The organism is Streptomyces sp. NPDC006624, assembly GCF_040611555.1.
GTDB lineage: Bacteria > Actinomycetota > Actinomycetes > Streptomycetales > Streptomycetaceae > Streptomyces.
This window is the reverse complement of the sequence record NZ_JBEXOM010000003.1, coordinates 306,921-321,321: the sequence shown is the minus strand read 5'-3', so window position 1 is coordinate 321,321 and position 14,401 is coordinate 306,921. Positions and strand designations below refer to the sequence as shown.

General features: G+C 74.6%; 12 protein-coding genes. 5 read left to right on the top strand and 7 right to left on the bottom strand.

Translation table 11 applies throughout. From position 1 onward, the window contains the following. The first annotated feature begins 50 nt into the window (after nt 1–50). Nucleotides 51–710 carry a zf-HC2 domain-containing protein gene (locus ABZY20_RS07795; RefSeq protein ID WP_356438084.1) on the top strand — a complete coding sequence of 220 codons (660 nt, stop codon included), beginning with the start codon at nt 51–53 and terminating at the stop codon, nt 708–710. A gap of 158 nt (nt 711–868) precedes the next feature. On the opposite strand, the gene ABZY20_RS07790 is transcribed toward ABZY20_RS07795, so the two are convergent. From ABZY20_RS07790 to ABZY20_RS07780, 3 genes are all read right to left on the bottom strand, one after another. Then, on the bottom strand, nt 869–1,732 hold the full coding sequence (locus tag ABZY20_RS07790) for a DNA-formamidopyrimidine glycosylase family protein (RefSeq protein ID WP_356438081.1): 864 nt from the start codon (nt 1,730–1,732) through the stop codon (nt 869–871). Between the two features lie 22 nt (nt 1,733–1,754). Beyond that, a complete protein-coding gene (locus tag ABZY20_RS07785; protein ID WP_356438078.1) occupies nt 1,755–3,845 on the bottom strand; it encodes a SpoIIE family protein phosphatase in 2,091 nt (696 codons plus the stop codon). Between the two features lie 77 nt (nt 3,846–3,922). Next, the gene (locus tag ABZY20_RS07780; RefSeq protein WP_356438076.1) at nt 3,923–5,134 is read right to left on the bottom strand and encodes a DUF6777 domain-containing protein; all 1,212 of its coding nucleotides are present in this window, start codon (nt 5,132–5,134) and stop codon (nt 3,923–3,925) included. A 147-nt stretch (nt 5,135–5,281) separates the two neighbouring features. Here ABZY20_RS07780 and ABZY20_RS07775 point away from each other — a divergent pair, with 147 nt between their 5' ends. After that, on the top strand, nt 5,282–6,703 hold the full coding sequence (locus ABZY20_RS07775) for a lipase maturation factor family protein (protein WP_356438073.1): 1,422 nt from the start codon (nt 5,282–5,284) through the stop codon (nt 6,701–6,703). Here ABZY20_RS07775 and ABZY20_RS07770 read toward each other — a convergent pair. From ABZY20_RS07770 to ABZY20_RS07755, 4 genes are read right to left on the bottom strand one after another with little or no spacing between them, the layout of a single operon-like run. Next, nucleotides 6,691–7,524, bottom strand: coding sequence for an amidohydrolase family protein (locus tag ABZY20_RS07770; RefSeq protein ID WP_356438072.1), 834 nt, complete (start codon nt 7,522–7,524; stop codon nt 6,691–6,693). The two genes, ABZY20_RS07775 and ABZY20_RS07770, sit on opposite strands and share 13 nt — an antisense overlap. Further along, nucleotides 7,521–8,504, bottom strand: coding sequence for an aldo/keto reductase (locus tag ABZY20_RS07765; protein WP_356438070.1), 984 nt, complete (start codon nt 8,502–8,504; stop codon nt 7,521–7,523). The genes ABZY20_RS07770 and ABZY20_RS07765 overlap by 4 nt, the downstream gene beginning before the upstream one ends. After that, nucleotides 8,501–9,256: an SDR family oxidoreductase gene (locus ABZY20_RS07760; protein ID WP_356438067.1), complete on the bottom strand. Its 756-nt coding sequence runs from the start codon at nt 9,254–9,256 to the stop codon at nt 8,501–8,503. Before ABZY20_RS07760 ends, ABZY20_RS07765 begins: the two co-directional genes overlap by 4 nt. Next, entirely contained in the window at nt 9,253–10,620 is a 1,368-nt protein-coding gene (locus tag ABZY20_RS07755; RefSeq protein ID WP_356438065.1) for an L-fuconate dehydratase, read from the bottom strand. Before ABZY20_RS07755 ends, ABZY20_RS07760 begins: the two co-directional genes overlap by 4 nt. Before the next feature lie 165 nt (nt 10,621–10,785). Here ABZY20_RS07755 and ABZY20_RS07750 point away from each other — a divergent pair, with 165 nt between their 5' ends. The 3 genes from ABZY20_RS07750 to ABZY20_RS07740 all read left to right on the top strand — a co-directional run bounded on the left by ABZY20_RS07750 (nt 10,786) and on the right by ABZY20_RS07740 (nt 14,363). After that, nucleotides 10,786–11,544, top strand: a complete 759-nt coding sequence (locus ABZY20_RS07750) for an FCD domain-containing protein (protein ID WP_356438062.1) — start codon at nt 10,786–10,788, stop codon at nt 11,542–11,544. Nucleotides 11,545–11,711: 167 nt separating this feature from the next. Further along, a complete protein-coding gene (locus tag ABZY20_RS07745) occupies nt 11,712–12,740 on the top strand; it encodes an alpha/beta fold hydrolase (protein ID WP_356438059.1) in 1,029 nt (342 codons plus the stop codon). Nucleotides 12,741–13,019: 279 nt separating this feature from the next. Further along, nucleotides 13,020–14,363: an amidase family protein gene (locus tag ABZY20_RS07740; RefSeq protein ID WP_356438057.1), complete on the top strand. Its 1,344-nt coding sequence runs from the start codon at nt 13,020–13,022 to the stop codon at nt 14,361–14,363. Nucleotides 14,364–14,401 lie beyond the last annotated feature (38 nt).

Below are 14,401 nucleotides of genomic sequence, written 5' to 3'. Positions count from 1 at the left end.
GTGGGAGCAAGGAGTAACCCCACCCGCACCCAACGGCACGAGGATTCGGCATGAGGTCCCTGGAAAGGCATCGCGACGTCGGCGCCTACGCGCTCGGCGTGCTGGACGAGGCGGAGGCCTTCCGCTTCGAGGACCACCTCATGGAGTGCCCCCGGTGCGCTGCAGAGGTGACGGAACTCGGCGTCACGACACGGCAGTTGATGCTGTACCGGCGGGCCACGCCGCGCTTCGTGCACCCGATGGCGCAGCCCGGTCCGCGCATGCTGGACCAGCTGCTCGCCGAGGTGGCGACGCGGCGCCGGGCCGGCCGCAGGCGCCTGCTGTTCGCCCTGGCCGCCTCGGTCGTCTTCGCGGTGTCGGTGCCCGGTGTCGCGATGATGGCCGAGGGCAGCGCCGCCGAGCAGCAGGCGCTGACGGTCGCGGCGACCGACACCCGCACGGGGGTGTGGGCGCAGGTCACGACGGCGGACGAGGCCTCGGGCAGCCAGGTCGAGCTGAAGGTCAAGGACGCGGCCGGATCCCGCGCCTGCCATCTGGTCATCGTCGGCCATGACGGCAGCGAGGAGACCGCGACCAGCTGGCAGGGCCCGGGGCACGACGCCCACCCCCACACGATGATGGCCAGCACCTCCAAGCACCCGGACGAGATCGCCCGTTACGAGATCCGTTCGAACACCGGGGAGGTCCTGGTCCGGCTGGAGACCAGCTGAGCGTCCGTCCACCGCTGTCGCCGGGCGACCCGGGCACCCGGGTGTGAGACCGCTGGACGGCACACCCCTGAGGCACCCGGGGTGCCGGCGGTCCGGCGAGGGCAGAGAAGGTGGCCGGACCCGGCTCCGGGGGAGCCGGATGACCCGTCGCCGCCCGGTCACTTCAGCAGGCGCGACATCCTGCGGTCCGCCAGCGGCTTGCCGCCGGTCTGGCAGGTGGGGCAGTACTGGAGGGAGGAGTCGCTGAAGGACACCTCGCGGACCGTGTCGCCGCACACCGGGCACGGTTCGCCGGTACGGCCGTGGACGCGCAGGCCACTCTTCTTCTCGGCCTTGAGCCGCCCGGCCGCCACGCCCCGGGAGCGTTCGACCGCGCCGGTGAGCGTGTCGCGCAGGGCCGCGTGGAGCCGGCCGGTCTCCTCCTCGGTCAGGGAGGCGGCCAGTTTGAAGGGCGACATCCGCGCCGCGTGCAGGATCTCGTCGCTGTAGGCGTTGCCGACGCCCGCGATCAGGCTCTGGTCGCGCAACGCGCCCTTGAGCCGGCGCCGTTCACCGGCCAGGAGTTCCGCGAGGCGGCGCTGGTCGAAGTCGTCGGCGAGCGGGTCGGGGCCGAGCCGGGCGACGCCAGGGACCTGCTGCGGGTCGCCCACGACGTACACCGCGAGCCGCTTCTGGGTGCCGGCCTCGGTGAGGTCGAATCCCGCGCCGGTGTCCAGGGCCACACGCAGCGCCAGGGGGCCCTTGCCCGGGCGGGGCGGGCCGTCGGGGAGGCGGTCCTTCCAGTGCAGCCAGCCGGCGCGGGCCAGGTGCGTCACCAGGTGCGGGCCGTCCCCGGTCGCGAGATCGAGGAACTTGCCGTACCGGCGCACGGCGGTGACCTCGTCTCCCTCCAGCGCGGACAGGGGCGGGTCGTACGTCTTCAGGACGCTGACCGCGACGGGCAGCACCCGCACGATCTCACGGCCGACGAGGTGCTCGGTCAGGAAGTCCTTGAGCGCCTCGACCTCGGGGAGTTCCGGCATGGGTCCAGGGTGCCACGCGCGGTCACTCCCCGTCGGGCACCACGAACTCGCACCACACGGCCTTGCCCCCGCCGCGGGCCTCGACGCCCCACACGTCGGTGAGCAGCTCGACCAGCAGCAGGCCGCGCCCGGACACCCCCGACTCGCCCGCCTCGCGGCGCCGGGGCAGGGCGCTGGAGGAGTCCTCCACCTCGACGCGCAGGCGGAGTGCGGAGCCGCTGAGCGCCCGCAGGGTGAGGATGGCCGAGCCCTCGGTGTGCATCAGGGAATTGGTGATCAGCTCGTCGGCGACGAGTGCGATCTCGTCGGCGCGTTCCGGCGCTCCCCAGGCGGAGGCCACGGTGCGGACCATGTGCCGGGCGTCGGACAGGGCCGCCGGGTCGCCGGGGACCACGAGGCGCTGCAGGCGGCGGCCGGGCCGGGGGCCCTCGGGGCCGCGGCGGCGCAGCAGCAGGATCGCCACGTCGTCCTCGCCGCGGCGTTCGGCGGCCACGTCGATGAGCCGGTCGGCGAGGTCCCGTACGTCGTCGGGGCCGGTGCAGACGAGCGCGGTGAGGGTGCTCATGCCGTCGTCCAGGTCGGCGCCGGGCTGCTCGACCAGGCCGTCGGTGCACAGCACCAGGGTGTCGCCCGGGTCGAGTTCCAGGGTGCCCACCGGGTAGACGAGTCGCCCGAACTCGGCGGACAGGCCGAGCGGCAGGCCGCCCGGGACGGTGACGCGGCTGCAGGCGCCGTCGGCCCGCCGCACCAGCGGGTCGATGTGTCCGGCCCGCACCATCTGCACCACGCCCGTGGCCAGGTCGGCCTCGGCGTACAGGCAGGTCGCGGAGCGATCGGTGTCGAGCTCGTGCAGGAAGACGGAGGCGCGGGCCATCACGGTGGCCGGCGGGTGCCCCTCGGCGGCGTAGGCGCGCAGCACGATGCGCAGCTGGCCCATGACGGCGGCGGCGTGCGTGTCGTGGCCCTGGACGTCGCCGATCACGGCCCCGACCCGGCCGCCGGGCAGCGGGATGAGGTCGTACCAGTCACCGCCGATGTCCCGGCCGACGGTGCCGCCGATGGTGGCGGCACGGTAGCGGACGGCGACGTCGGCGCCGGGCACGCTGGGGATGGTCCGGGGCAGCATCGCCTGCTGCAGGCCCTGGGCGAGGTCCATCTCCTGCTCGTAGAACATGGCCCGCTGCAGGCTCTGGGCGATGCTGCTGCCGAGGGCGACGAGGATGTTGCGCTCCTCGGGGGTGAAGCCCCGCCGGTCGCTGTAGAGCAGGCCCATCGCGCCGATCGGCCGGGCCTGGACGATGAGCGGCAGGTAGGCGGCCGAGGTGATGTTCAGGCCGGTGATGTGCGGCCACAGGATCGGGTACCGCTCGGCGAACTCCTCCGGCGACTCGATGAAGCAGGGCCCGAGGGTCCGTACGGCCTCGCTCATCGGGTAGGGCTCGTCGATCCGGGTCACGCGGGTGCCGGGCACGAAGCTGTCGGCGGGCCCTTCGGCGACCAGGCGGATCCGGCCGGCCTCGACCAGGCCCATGACCAGGTTGTCGGCGCCCAGGCGGGTGAGGCCGTGGGTGTCCTTGAGGACGTCGATGACGTCCTGGACGGTGCGGGCGTGGGCGAGGGCGGCCGTGGTGAGTTCGACGACGCTGGTCTGCTGGCGGCGGGCCTCGTCGCGGGCGGCCTGGTCGCGGCGGGCGTCGATCTCGCCGAGTTCCTGGGTGGCGTCGCGGACGATGCCGATGATGCGCCGGGGCCGTCCGGTGCCGTCGCGCCGGATGTAGCCCTGGGTGTGGGTCCAGCGCACGGTGCCGTCGCGACGGCGGACGCGGAAGTAGGCGCCGTAGTTCTCGCTGCCGTCCTTCAGGGCGCGGGAGACGACGGTGTCCAGGCGTCTGGCCTCGCCGGGCGGGACGCGCAGGGCGAGGGTCTCGGGGTGGTCGTCGTACTCGTCGGAGCGCACGTCGAAGATCTCGTGGGCCTGTGCGTCCATCTGCATCAGGCCGGAGTCGAGGTCCCAGTCGAAGCTGCCCATCCGGTTGAGGGCGAGGAACGGGTCCGGTTGGGCGGGCCAGTCGTCCGGGAGTGACAGGGCGACGCTCGCTCCCCGATCAGCCATGGGCCCACCTTGCCAGGATTCGTCCGATTCTTCGACCGGATGTGCCGAGTGTACGGGCCACCGGTCCTGGGCGGCCCTCAGTGACCGCGGACGTCCCCGGAGCCCCGGGGGATGCGCCCGGCGGCCCGGTCGTCGGGAATGAGCCCGGCTCCGTCGGGCGGATCGGGCAGGTCCGGGACGGTGTCGGGGCCGGCCGCCTCGCCGGAATCGCCCGGGTCCTCGGGGTGCCCGGGGTGCCCGGGGTCGACGGGAGCCTCGCGGTCCTCGGGATCAGGGGGGTCCACGGTGTCCGCGGGGCCCGGGTCGCCGGGGGCGTCCGGGGCCGGTTCCTCGGGCGGCGGCTCGGACGGCGGCTCGGACTCGCCGGCCGGGGGCGCGGGCGGCTCCACCGGGAGGCCCGGGTCGGCCGGGGAGGCCGGACCGGGGGGAGGCGGCCGGTTGCGGTCCGGGGCCGTGCCGGTGCCGTCCGGGGCGGTGGGCGGCGGCTCGGGGTCGGCCGGTGGCCGGGGCGCCCAGACCGGCGGCGGCAGCACCCGGTCGTGGCGCACGTCGTGCCCGGGGCGCCGTTCGATCCAGGTGCGGGCGGCGCTGTCCACGATCGTGAAACCGGTGATCACCCGCGGTGCCGGGGTCACCACGACCACCGCGCCGGGGCGGTAGCCCGGCCAGGGCGTGCCGCGGGTGGCCGGGGTGGAGCGCGGCGCACGCGGCGGCCGGAGCGGGTTGCCGCAGGCGCAGCGGACGCGCGGCAGCCCCCGGTCGTCGACCAGGACGGCGGTGCCCGCCTGCAGGACGGACTGGTAGGCGGTCACCCGGCCCGCGCGGTAGCCGTGGCCGGTGACGCGCGTGTCGGCACGCAGCACCATCGGGGTCAGGGCGCGCACGTAGTCGGGTACGGACGCCGCCGGGACGCCCGCGACCCGGGCGAAGGCACGGCCCCTGGCCCGGTCGCGGGTGAGGTGGCCGACCTGCCGGCCGATGTCGCAACTGCCGCTGCGCTCCCTGCCGCCGTACAGGCCCGGCGTCGCCCCGGAGAGCGAGCGGGGTCCGGCCGAGACCCGGGCGGCGGCGCCCGCCGCGCCCGGTGTGCGCGGGGCGGACGGCGGGAGGGCCGTCGCGACGGCGGTGGAGTCGGTGAAGGGGTCCGGTCCGCGGTCGCCCGCCCGCAGCAGGAGGAGCGTGGCTCCGGCACCCGCCTCGGCACCGTCGCCGCCGGGGCCGCAGCCCGCGAGGAGGAACGCACAGCAGAGCGCGCAGGCCAGGAGGAAGGCCCCCGTGGGTGTCCGCACCTCGTCCTCCCGCTCACCGCGTCACATTCCGGGCAGTCGATCACTATTGTTTGCGTCGCTCGCTCGGGTTACGCAACCGGAGCGGTGGTACGCGGAGCGTGACACCGAGGTGCCGCCGCACCGGACCGGGAGGAGGAGGGCACCGCCGTGGAGTGGTTCACCGCACCCGACTACTGGCTGACCCGGCTGGTCTTCCAGCGGGCGCTGGCCGCCGTGTACCTGGTGGCGTTCCTGACGGCGGCGCTGCAGTTCCGCGCGCTGATCGGGCGGCGCGGCATGCTGCCGGTGCCGGAGTTCGTCCGGCGGGTGCCGTTCAAGCGGGCGCCGAGCCTGTTCCAGCTGCACTACTCGGACCGCTTCTTCGCGCTGTGCGCCTGGTCGGGCTGCGCGGTGGCGGCGGCGCTGCTGGCCGGGCTGGACTCCCTGCTGCCGCTGTGGGGCGGCATGCTGCTGTGGCTGGTGCCGTGGGTGCTGTACCTGTCGATCGTCAACGTCGGGCAGACCTGGTACTCCTTCGGCTGGGAGTCGCTGCTGCTGGAGGTCGGGTTCCTCGCCGTGTTCCTCGGCAACGACGAGGTGGCGCCGCCGCTGGTGGTGCTGTTCCTGCTGCGGTGGATCCTGTTCCGGGTGGAGTTCGGCGCGGGGCTGATCAAGATGCGCGGCGACGAGTGCTGGCGGAAGCTGACGTGTCTGGACCACCATCACGAGACCCAGCCGATGCCGGGTCCGCTGAGCTGGTTCTTCCACCATCTCCCCCGGCCGCTGCACCGCGTGGAGGTGGCCGCCAACCACGTCACCCAGCTCGTGGTGCCGTTCCTGCTGTTCACCCCGCAGCCGATCGCCACGGCCGCCGCCGCCCTGATGATCGTCACCCAGCTGTGGCTGGTGCTGTCGGGCAACTTCGCCTGGCTGAACTGGATCACGATCGTGCTGGCCCTGTCGGCCGTGCGCTTCCCGGCCGGCGCCCCGGACGTGCCGGACGCGCCGCTCTGGTACGTGGTCCTGGTGCTCGCGGTGGCCGTGCTCCTGACGGGTCTCAGCTACCGGCCGGTGCGCAACATGCTCTCCCGCCGGCAGGTGATGAACCGCTCCTTCGACCCGCTCCACCTGGTCAACACCTACGGGGCGTTCGGCAGCGTGAGCCGGGTGCGCCACGAGGTGGTCGTGGAGGGCACCGCGGAGGAGGTGCCGCGCGAGGACTCGGACTGGCGGGAGTACGAGTTCAAGGGCAAGCCGGGCGATCCGCGGCGCTGGCCGCGCCCGTTCGCGCCCTACCATCTGCGCCTGGACTGGCTGATGTGGTTCGCGGCCCTCTCCCCCGCGTACGCCGGGGCCTGGTTCGGCGGGCTGGTCGAGCGGCTGCTGGAGAACGACCGGGACACGCTGAGGCTGCTGCGCCGCTCGCCGTTCCCGCCGGACCAGCCGCCGCGGTTCGTGCGCGCCCGTCTGTTCCGCTACCGCTACACGACCTGGCGCGAACTGCGGGAGACCGGCGCCTGCTGGGAGCGGACCTACGTACGGGAGTACCTGCCGCCGACGCGGCTGCCGGAGCGGGTTCAGAGGCCGTAGACGCGGGCGGCGGTGGTGTCGAGGATCCGCGCGTGGTCGCGCGGGTCGGTCAGGCGGCGGGTGGCGTCGAGCATGCCGCCGTAGGTCGTCCCCAGTGTGCACACCGGCCAGTCGGAGCCGTACATCAGCCGGGCGGGCCCGAAGGCCTGCAGCGCCACGTCGGCGTACGGGCGCAGGTCCCCGGCGGTCCAGGAGGCGGGGTCGGCCTCGGTGACCAGGCCGGACAGCTTGGCGGCCGTGTTGGGCAGGGCGGCGAGGGCGCGCAGTCCGGACGCCCAGGGTTCGAGGGCGCCGGAGGCGACGGGCGGTTTGCCGAGGTGGTCCAGGACGAAGGTGAGGCCGGGCAGGGCGGCGGCGGCCCGGGCGCAGGCGGGAAGCTGGTGCGGGAGCACCACCAGGTCGTACACCAGCCCGGCCTCGGCGACGGCCGCCAGTCCCCGGAGCACCTCCGGGCGCAGCAGCCACTCGGGGTCGGGCTCGCCCTGCACCTGGTGGCGGACGCCCTTGAGGTACCGGCCGCCGGGCAGCTCCCGCAGCCGGGCGAGTTCGCCGGCGACGCCGGGGCGGGTGAGGTCGGTCCAGCCGACGACGCCCGCGACGAGGTCGTGCTCGTCGGCCAGGGCCAGGAGTTCGGGGGTCTCCTCGGGCACGGTGACCGTCTGGACGAGGACCGTGCGGCTCACTCCGGCTGCTCTCGCCGCGGGTTCGAGGTCCTGGAGGGTGAAGTCGCGTCGCAGCGGGGCGAGTTCGGGTCCGGTGATCCAGTCCTGGTCCCGGACCGACAGGTCCCAGACGTGGTGGTGGGCGTCGGTGACGGTCACGGCTCCTCGCCGGGTACGGGGGCCTCTGGCGGCAGCAGGCCCCGGGCGCGCAGGTCCTGCCAGAACGCGGCCGGGACGCGGGCGGCGAACTGGTGGGCGCAGTCCCGTACTTCGTGTGCCGAGCGGGCGCCGACGAGGACACTGGCGACGGCCGGGTGGGCGGCGCAGAACGCCAGGGCGGCGGCGCGCAGGGTGGTGCCGTGGCGGTCGGCGACGGACTTCAGGCGCAGGGCCCGTTCGACCAGGGAGGACGGGGCGACGGTGTAGTTGTACCGGGCGCCGGGCTCGGGGTTCGCGAGCAGGCCGGAGTTGAAGGCGCCGCCGATGACGACGGAGGTGCCGCGGGCGTGGGCGGCGGGCAGCAGGCCGGTGAGGGCGCTCTGGTCGAGCAGGGTGTAGCGGCCGGCGCACAGCACCACGTCGACGTCGGTGTCGCGGACGAAGCGGGTGAGCATCTCCGCCTGGTTCATCCCGGCGCCGATGGCCCCCACCATGCCTTCCGAGCGGAGTTTCTCCAGGGCCGGGTAGCCCTCGCGGAAGGCCGCCTCGGCGTGCTCGTCCGGGTCGTGCAGGTAGACGACGTCGACGCGGTCGAGGCCGAGGCGTTCCAGGCTGGACTCCAGGGTGCGCCGGATGCCGTCGGCGCTGAAGTCCCAGACGCGGCGGTGGGTGGCCGGTACCGCGAAGCCGCCCGCCAGGTCGTCGCCGCCCCCGTCGTGCGGTGCGAGCCGCCTGCCCACCTTGGTGGAGACCGTGTACTGCGCGCGGGGCCGTTCGCGCAGGGCGGCGCCGAGGCGGCGTTCGGACAGGCCGAGTCCGTAGTGCGGGGCGGTGTCGAAGTAGCGGATGCCGCGCTGCCAGGCGGCGTCCACGGCCTCGTGCGCCTGCTCCTCGCCGACCTCGGTGTACAGGTTGCCGATGGCGGCGGCGCCGAAGGACAGGGCGCTGACGTGGACGGCGCTGCGCCCGAGCCGGTTCACCGGGCCACCGGGCGCGGCCGCAGGCCCTGCATCCCGCCGTCGACGGCGAGCGCGGTGCCCGTGGTGGCGCCGGACAGGGGGCTCGCCAGGTAGGCGATGGCGCCCGCGACCTCGGCGGCGGTGACCAGCCTTCCGGTGGGCTGGCGGGCCTGGAGGGCGGCGCGCTCGGCGGCCGGGTCGGCGGCGGCGTCGAGCAGGCGGCCGACCCACGGGGTGTCGACCGTGCCCGGGTTGACGCAGTTGACGCGGATGCCCTCGCGGACGTGGTCGGCGGCCATCGCGAGGGTCAGGGCGTGCACGGCGCCCTTGGTGGCGCTGTACAGGGCGCGCTGCGGCAGGCCCGCGGTGGCGGCGACGGAGCAGGTGTTGACGATCGCCGCGTGCGCGGAGGCGCGCAGGTGCGGCAGGCACGCGCGGGTCGTGCGGACCATGCCGACCACGTTGACGTCGTGGACGCGGTGCCACTCGTCGTCGGAGTTGTCCTCGACGGTGCCCAGGGCGCCGACACCGGCGTTGTTGACCAGCACGTCCAGTCCGCCGAGGTCGGCGACCGCGGCCGCCACGGCCCGGCGTACGGAGGTGTCGTCGGTGACGTCCGCGCGGTGGGCGAACAGCGGCTCGCCGACGGGTGAGGGGTCCAGGTCGAGGACGGCGACGCGGGCGCCGCGCCCGGCCAGCAGTTCGGCGGTGGCCCGGCCGATGCCGGAGGCGCCGCCCGTCACCAGGGCGGTCAGGCCTTCGAAGTCGCTCATGCGGTGTGCCCCTCCGTGCGCGCGTCGAGGTCGGCGGCCCAGAACGCGCCGCCCGGGTAGGCGTACCGCGCCAGCGACTCGGGGCGCATGGCGGCCGAGAAGCCGGGCGCGGTGGGTGCCCTGTAGTGACCCTGACGGATCACCACCGGGTCGAGGAAGTGGTCGTGCAGATGGTCGACGTACTCGATGACGCGGTCCTCGGTGGTGCCGGAGAGGGCCACGTAGTCGAACATCGACAGGTGCTGGACGAGTTCGCACAGGCCGACGCCGCCCGCGTGCGGGCAGACCGGCACGCCGAACTTGGCGGCGAGCAGCAGGATCGCGAGGTTCTCGGGGACGCCGCCGACGCGGGCCGCGTCGATCTGGACGATGTCGAGCGCGCCGGCCTGGAGGAGCTGCTTGAACACGATCCGGTTGTGGACGTGTTCGCCGGTGGCGACCTTCACCGGGGCGACGGCCCGGCGGATCGCGGCGTGGCCGAGGATGTCGTCGGGGCTGGTGGGTTCCTCGATCCAGTACGGGTCGAACGCGGCGAGTGCCCTGGTCCAGCGGACCGCCTCGCCGACGTCCCAGCGCTGGTTGGCGTCGACGGCCATGCGGATGTCCGGGCCGATGACGGAACGGGCCACGCGGCAGCGGCGGATGTCGTCGTCGAGGTCGGCGCCGACCTTGAGTTTGATCTGCGTGAAGCCGTCGGCGACGGCCTCGGCGGCGAGGCGGGTGAGTTTGTCGTCGTCGTAGCCGAGCCAGCCGGGTGAGGTGGTGTAGGCGGGGTAGCCGCGCTCCAGCAGCCGGGCCGTGCGCTCGGGCGCGCCCCGCCGGCCGTCGCGGAGGAGGGTCAGGGCCTCCTCGGGCGTGAGGGCGTCGGTGAGGTAGCGGAAGTCGATCTGCCGTACCAGCCAGGCGGGTTCGGCCTCGGCGAGCAGCCGCCACAGCGGCAGGCCGGCCCGTTTGGCGGCGAGGTCCCACACGGCGTTGACGACCGCGCCGACGGCCATGTGCATCACGCCCTTCTCGGGTCCGAGCCAGCGCAGCTGGCTGTCGCCGATCAGGTCGCGGTTCAGGGTGGCCGGGTCGGCGCACAGGTCGTCGACGCGGCGGCCGAGCAGGTGTCCGCGCAGTGCGTCGATCGCGGCGACCTGCACCTCGTTGCCCCGGCCGATGGTGAAGGCGAACCCGTGTCCCTCGTGCCCGTCGGGCGCGTCGGTGCGCAGGACGACGTAGGCCGCCGAGTAGTCGGGGTCCGGGTTCATGGCGTCGGAGCCGTCGAGCGCGCGCGAGGTGGGGAAGCGGATGTCGTGGGTGTCGACCGCGGTGACGCGGGCGGGCGTCGGCGGGACGGGGGGCCTTGCGCTCCCGGGCATTCGTCAGGGCTCCCATCGACCGGTTGCGGGCGGATGACGCATGCTTATCAGACCAATTGCGCTCCGGAACACCCTCCTGCGGCGATTCTCACGGCTTTCGCTGCCCAGTGGTCCGACCACTCCCCTCGTTAGACTGCGCCGGAACGCTGGGATCGGAGGAATGGCGTGGACGACGAGACAGCCCCGCAGAAGGGCACCGTGACGCAGCGCGCCATCGAGCGGATCAAGGCGATGATCGCCGAGGGCCTGCTGGAGCCGGGCCAGCGACTGCCGACCGAGCGCGACCTGGCCGTCCAGCTGGGCATCTCCCGCAGCTCGATGCGGGAGGCGATCCGCGCGCTCACGGTCCTGGGGGTGCTGGAGGCCCGGCACGGCTCGGGCATCTACGTCACCCGGCTGGAGGCCGGCGACCTGCTGGAGACGTTCGGGGTCGTGGCCGACCTCTCCCGCGGCCCCCGACTGGTGGAACTGCTGGAGATCCGGCGGGCCCTGGAGTCGACGGCGACGGCGCTGGCCGCCGCGCGGATCACCGACGACCAGCTCGCCGAGGTGGCGGCCCATCTGGCGGCGATGCACGCCACGGAGGACCCGGAGGAGATCATCGCCCACGACCTGGCCTTCCACCGGGTCATCGCGGTGGCGGCGGGCAACGCGACCCTGGCCGCGCTCCTGGAGGGCCTGTCGTCGCGCACGTTCCGGGCCCGCATCCGGCGCGGCTACCAGGAGGACGGCGCCTTCGCCCGCACCCGCCGCGAGCACGCGGCGATCCACCGCGCCCTGGCCGCCCGCGACCCGGAGGCGGCCCGCGCGGCGGCGGCCGCGCACGTGGGCGAGGTGGAGCAGTGGATGCGGGCGCAGCTCGGGGCCCAGGACGACCTGGACGGGACAGCAGGGAGTCCGGCCGCACGGCGGAATGGGAACTGACCGCCCTGCTGGACGGCGGCCCGGCAGGGACGGTGCGGGTGCCGGTGCCGGTGCCGGTGCCGGAGATGATCGAGCGGGACGGTACGGGAGTGGCGCGAGTGGTGTGAGGGGTGGGCGGGGCCGTCCGTCCCGACCGGCGCAGCACGCACCGGGCGACAATGGACCGTATGCGCCTACGGGGCACCGCCTGCGCCTCCGCCGCCGTGCTGCTGGCCGTCGCGACCGGCTGCACCGGCGGCGCGGACGCCACCGCGCCCGCGACCACCCCGGCACCGGCGGGAACGGCCGGGAAGGCGGCCCCTCGCGGCAGCCCCTCCCCCACCCCGGCCGACCCCGTCTCCCTCCCGGCGCTGATGCGACGCGAGCACACCGGCTCGGATCTGCGCCTGGGGGCGGTGCTCGACCGCACCTCCGCCTACACCCGGTACGCCGTCACGTACGAGGCGAACGGCCTGACCATCTCGGGGATCATGAACATCCCGGAGGGCGAGGGCCCCTTCCCCGCGCTCGTGCTGGCCCACGGCTACATCGACCCGGACGTCTACGTCAGCGGCCAGGGCATGCCCCGGGAGCAGGACCGGCTCGCCCGCGAGGGCTACGTCGTCCTGCACACCGACTACCGCAACCACGCCCGCTCCGACACGGACCCGGACAACGACGTCGACCTGCGCCTGGGCTACACCGAGGACGTCATCGGCGCCGCCCTGGCCCTGCGCGACTCCGGGCGCCCCGAGATCGACGGCGACCGCATCGGCCTGTTCGGCCGGTCCATGGGCGGCGGGGTCGTCTACAACACGCTGGTCGTGGCGCCCGGCCTGTTCGACGCGGCCGTCGCGTACGCACCGGTGAGCGCGCGGCCCGAGGAGAACATCGACCACTTCCAGCGGCCCGACGGCGACCCCTTGGTGGCGGAGATCGAGGAGAAGCACGGCACGCCCGAGCAGAACCCGGACTTCTGGCGCGGCGTCACCCCGCTCAGCTACACCGACCGCGTCACGGAACCCCTGCTGATCCAGCACGGCACCGCCGACGACACCTGCCCCCTCAGGTGGTCGCGCGAGGTCACCGCCGCGCTCAAGAAGGCCGGCAAGGACGTCGAGCTGCGCACCCTCCCCGGTGAGGGGCACACCTTCGGTCCGCGGTGGGCGTCCTCGATGGACGTCACCGAGGCCTTCCTCGCACGCCACCTGCGCTGACCCCGGGCCCCTGCGGCCCGCAACCCGAACGGCCCGAACTCCGCGCTGCGCACGGGGTGTCGGGCCGTCCCCCTGCCCGTGCCGTCCCGTCCCTCCCCTGCCCGGGCCGCCTCACCCCTGCCCGGGCCGCCTCCCGCCGGCCGCTGCCGCCGCACGTCCGGCCCCACCGCGGGCGGACACCGAAACGGTCGGCGATCTCGACGTGCGCCCCACGGCCGGTGCACAGTGCTCCCTACGTACTCGCCAGTAAGTCCGTCTAGTTCCCCACGAGGAGCCACTGTGAGCACCTGGGCCGGTCGTACCGCCACCGAGATATCCGCCGCCGTCCGCGACAAGCGGGTCACTCCGCGGGACGTGGTCGCCGAGCACCTCGCCCGGATCGAGCGGCTGGACGGACGCGTGGGCGCCTTCCGCACGGTGCGCGCCGAGGCGGCCCTGGCCGAGGCCGACGAGGTGGCCGCGCGCGGCGACTTCGCCGGTCTGCCGCTGGCCGGGGTGCCGGTGGCCGTCAAGGACAACCTCGCCGTGCGCGGCGAGTCCCTGCGCGTCGGCTCGGCGGCGACACCGGACACGCCGGCCGCCGCGGACCATGTGACGGTGGCCCGGCTGCGGGCGGCGGGCGCGGTGGTCGTGGGACTGACGAACGTGCCCGAACTGTGCGTCTTCGGCACCACGGACGGGGTGCTGGGCACCGCCCGCAACCCCTGGGACCCGGCGCGCTCGGCGGGCGGCTCGTCGGGCGGCAGCGCCGCCGCCGTCGCCGCCGGAATGGTGCCGATCGCCCTCGGCAACGACGGGATGGGCTCCCTGCGCATACCGGCCGCCAACTGCGGCCTCGTCACCATCAAGCCCGGGCACGGGGTGGTCCCGGCCGGGGACAGCGACTGGTTCGGCATGGCGGAGAACGGCCCGCTCGCCACGACGGTCGAGGACGCCCGCCTGATGCTCTCGGTCCTGGCCGGGTCCGAGCCCGCGCCCGGCCGCGCTTCCGGCGCGGGCGCGCTCAAGGTCGCCGTGTCGCTGCGCAGTCCGCTGGCCGGCGTCACCGTCAGCCGTCCGTACGCGGCGGCCGCCCGGGACGCGGCGGGTCTGCTGATGCGGGCGGGTCACCAGGTGCGGCGTGCCGACCCGCCCTACCCGCTGTCCCTCGCGACGACCTCCCTGGCCCACTGGACGGCGGGCACGGCCGCGGACGCCAGGCCCCTCGACCCGCGCCTGCTGACGCGCCGCACCCGCGTGCACGCCAGGCTCGGCCGGCCCTTCGTGGGCTCGGTGAGCTCCGGGGCGGCCCGGCGGGAACTGCGGCGCCGGCTGGAGCCGTTCTTCGCCGAGCACGACGTGCTGCTGACACCCGCCCTCGCCCGGCGCTCCCCGAAGGCCGGACCCTGGCACGAGCGGGGCTGGCTGAGCAACCTGCTGGTCAACACGAACTACTCGCCCCTGACGCCCGCGTGGAACCTGACGGGCTGGCCCGCCATGGCGGTGCCGTACGGAACTCTCCCCTCCGGCGCCCCCTGCGCCGTGCAACTGGTCGGGCTCCCCGGCTCGGAGTCCCGACTGCTGGACGTGGCGGGGCAGTTGGAGGCCCGAAACCCTTGGCGTCGCACGGCGCCGATGGACTAGAGTCGGCCGGGTGACTGCCGGGTCGGCCGTAGGCCATG

Coding starts and splice junctions, on each gene's coding strand:
- ABZY20_RS07760 (WP_356438067.1), bottom strand. CDS start 9,256: ATGAGCGACTTCGAAGGCCTGACCGCCCTGGTGACGGGCGGCGCCTCC.
- ABZY20_RS07785 (WP_356438078.1), bottom strand. CDS start 3,845: ATGGCTGATCGGGGAGCGAGCGTCGCCCTGTCACTCCCGGACGACTGG.
- ABZY20_RS07745 (WP_356438059.1), top strand. CDS start 11,712: ATGCGCCTACGGGGCACCGCCTGCGCCTCCGCCGCCGTGCTGCTGGCC.
- ABZY20_RS07790 (WP_356438081.1), bottom strand. CDS start 1,732: ATGCCGGAACTCCCCGAGGTCGAGGCGCTCAAGGACTTCCTGACCGAG.
- ABZY20_RS07755 (WP_356438065.1), bottom strand. CDS start 10,620: ATGCCCGGGAGCGCAAGGCCCCCCGTCCCGCCGACGCCCGCCCGCGTC.
- ABZY20_RS07795 (WP_356438084.1), top strand. CDS start 51: ATGAGGTCCCTGGAAAGGCATCGCGACGTCGGCGCCTACGCGCTCGGC.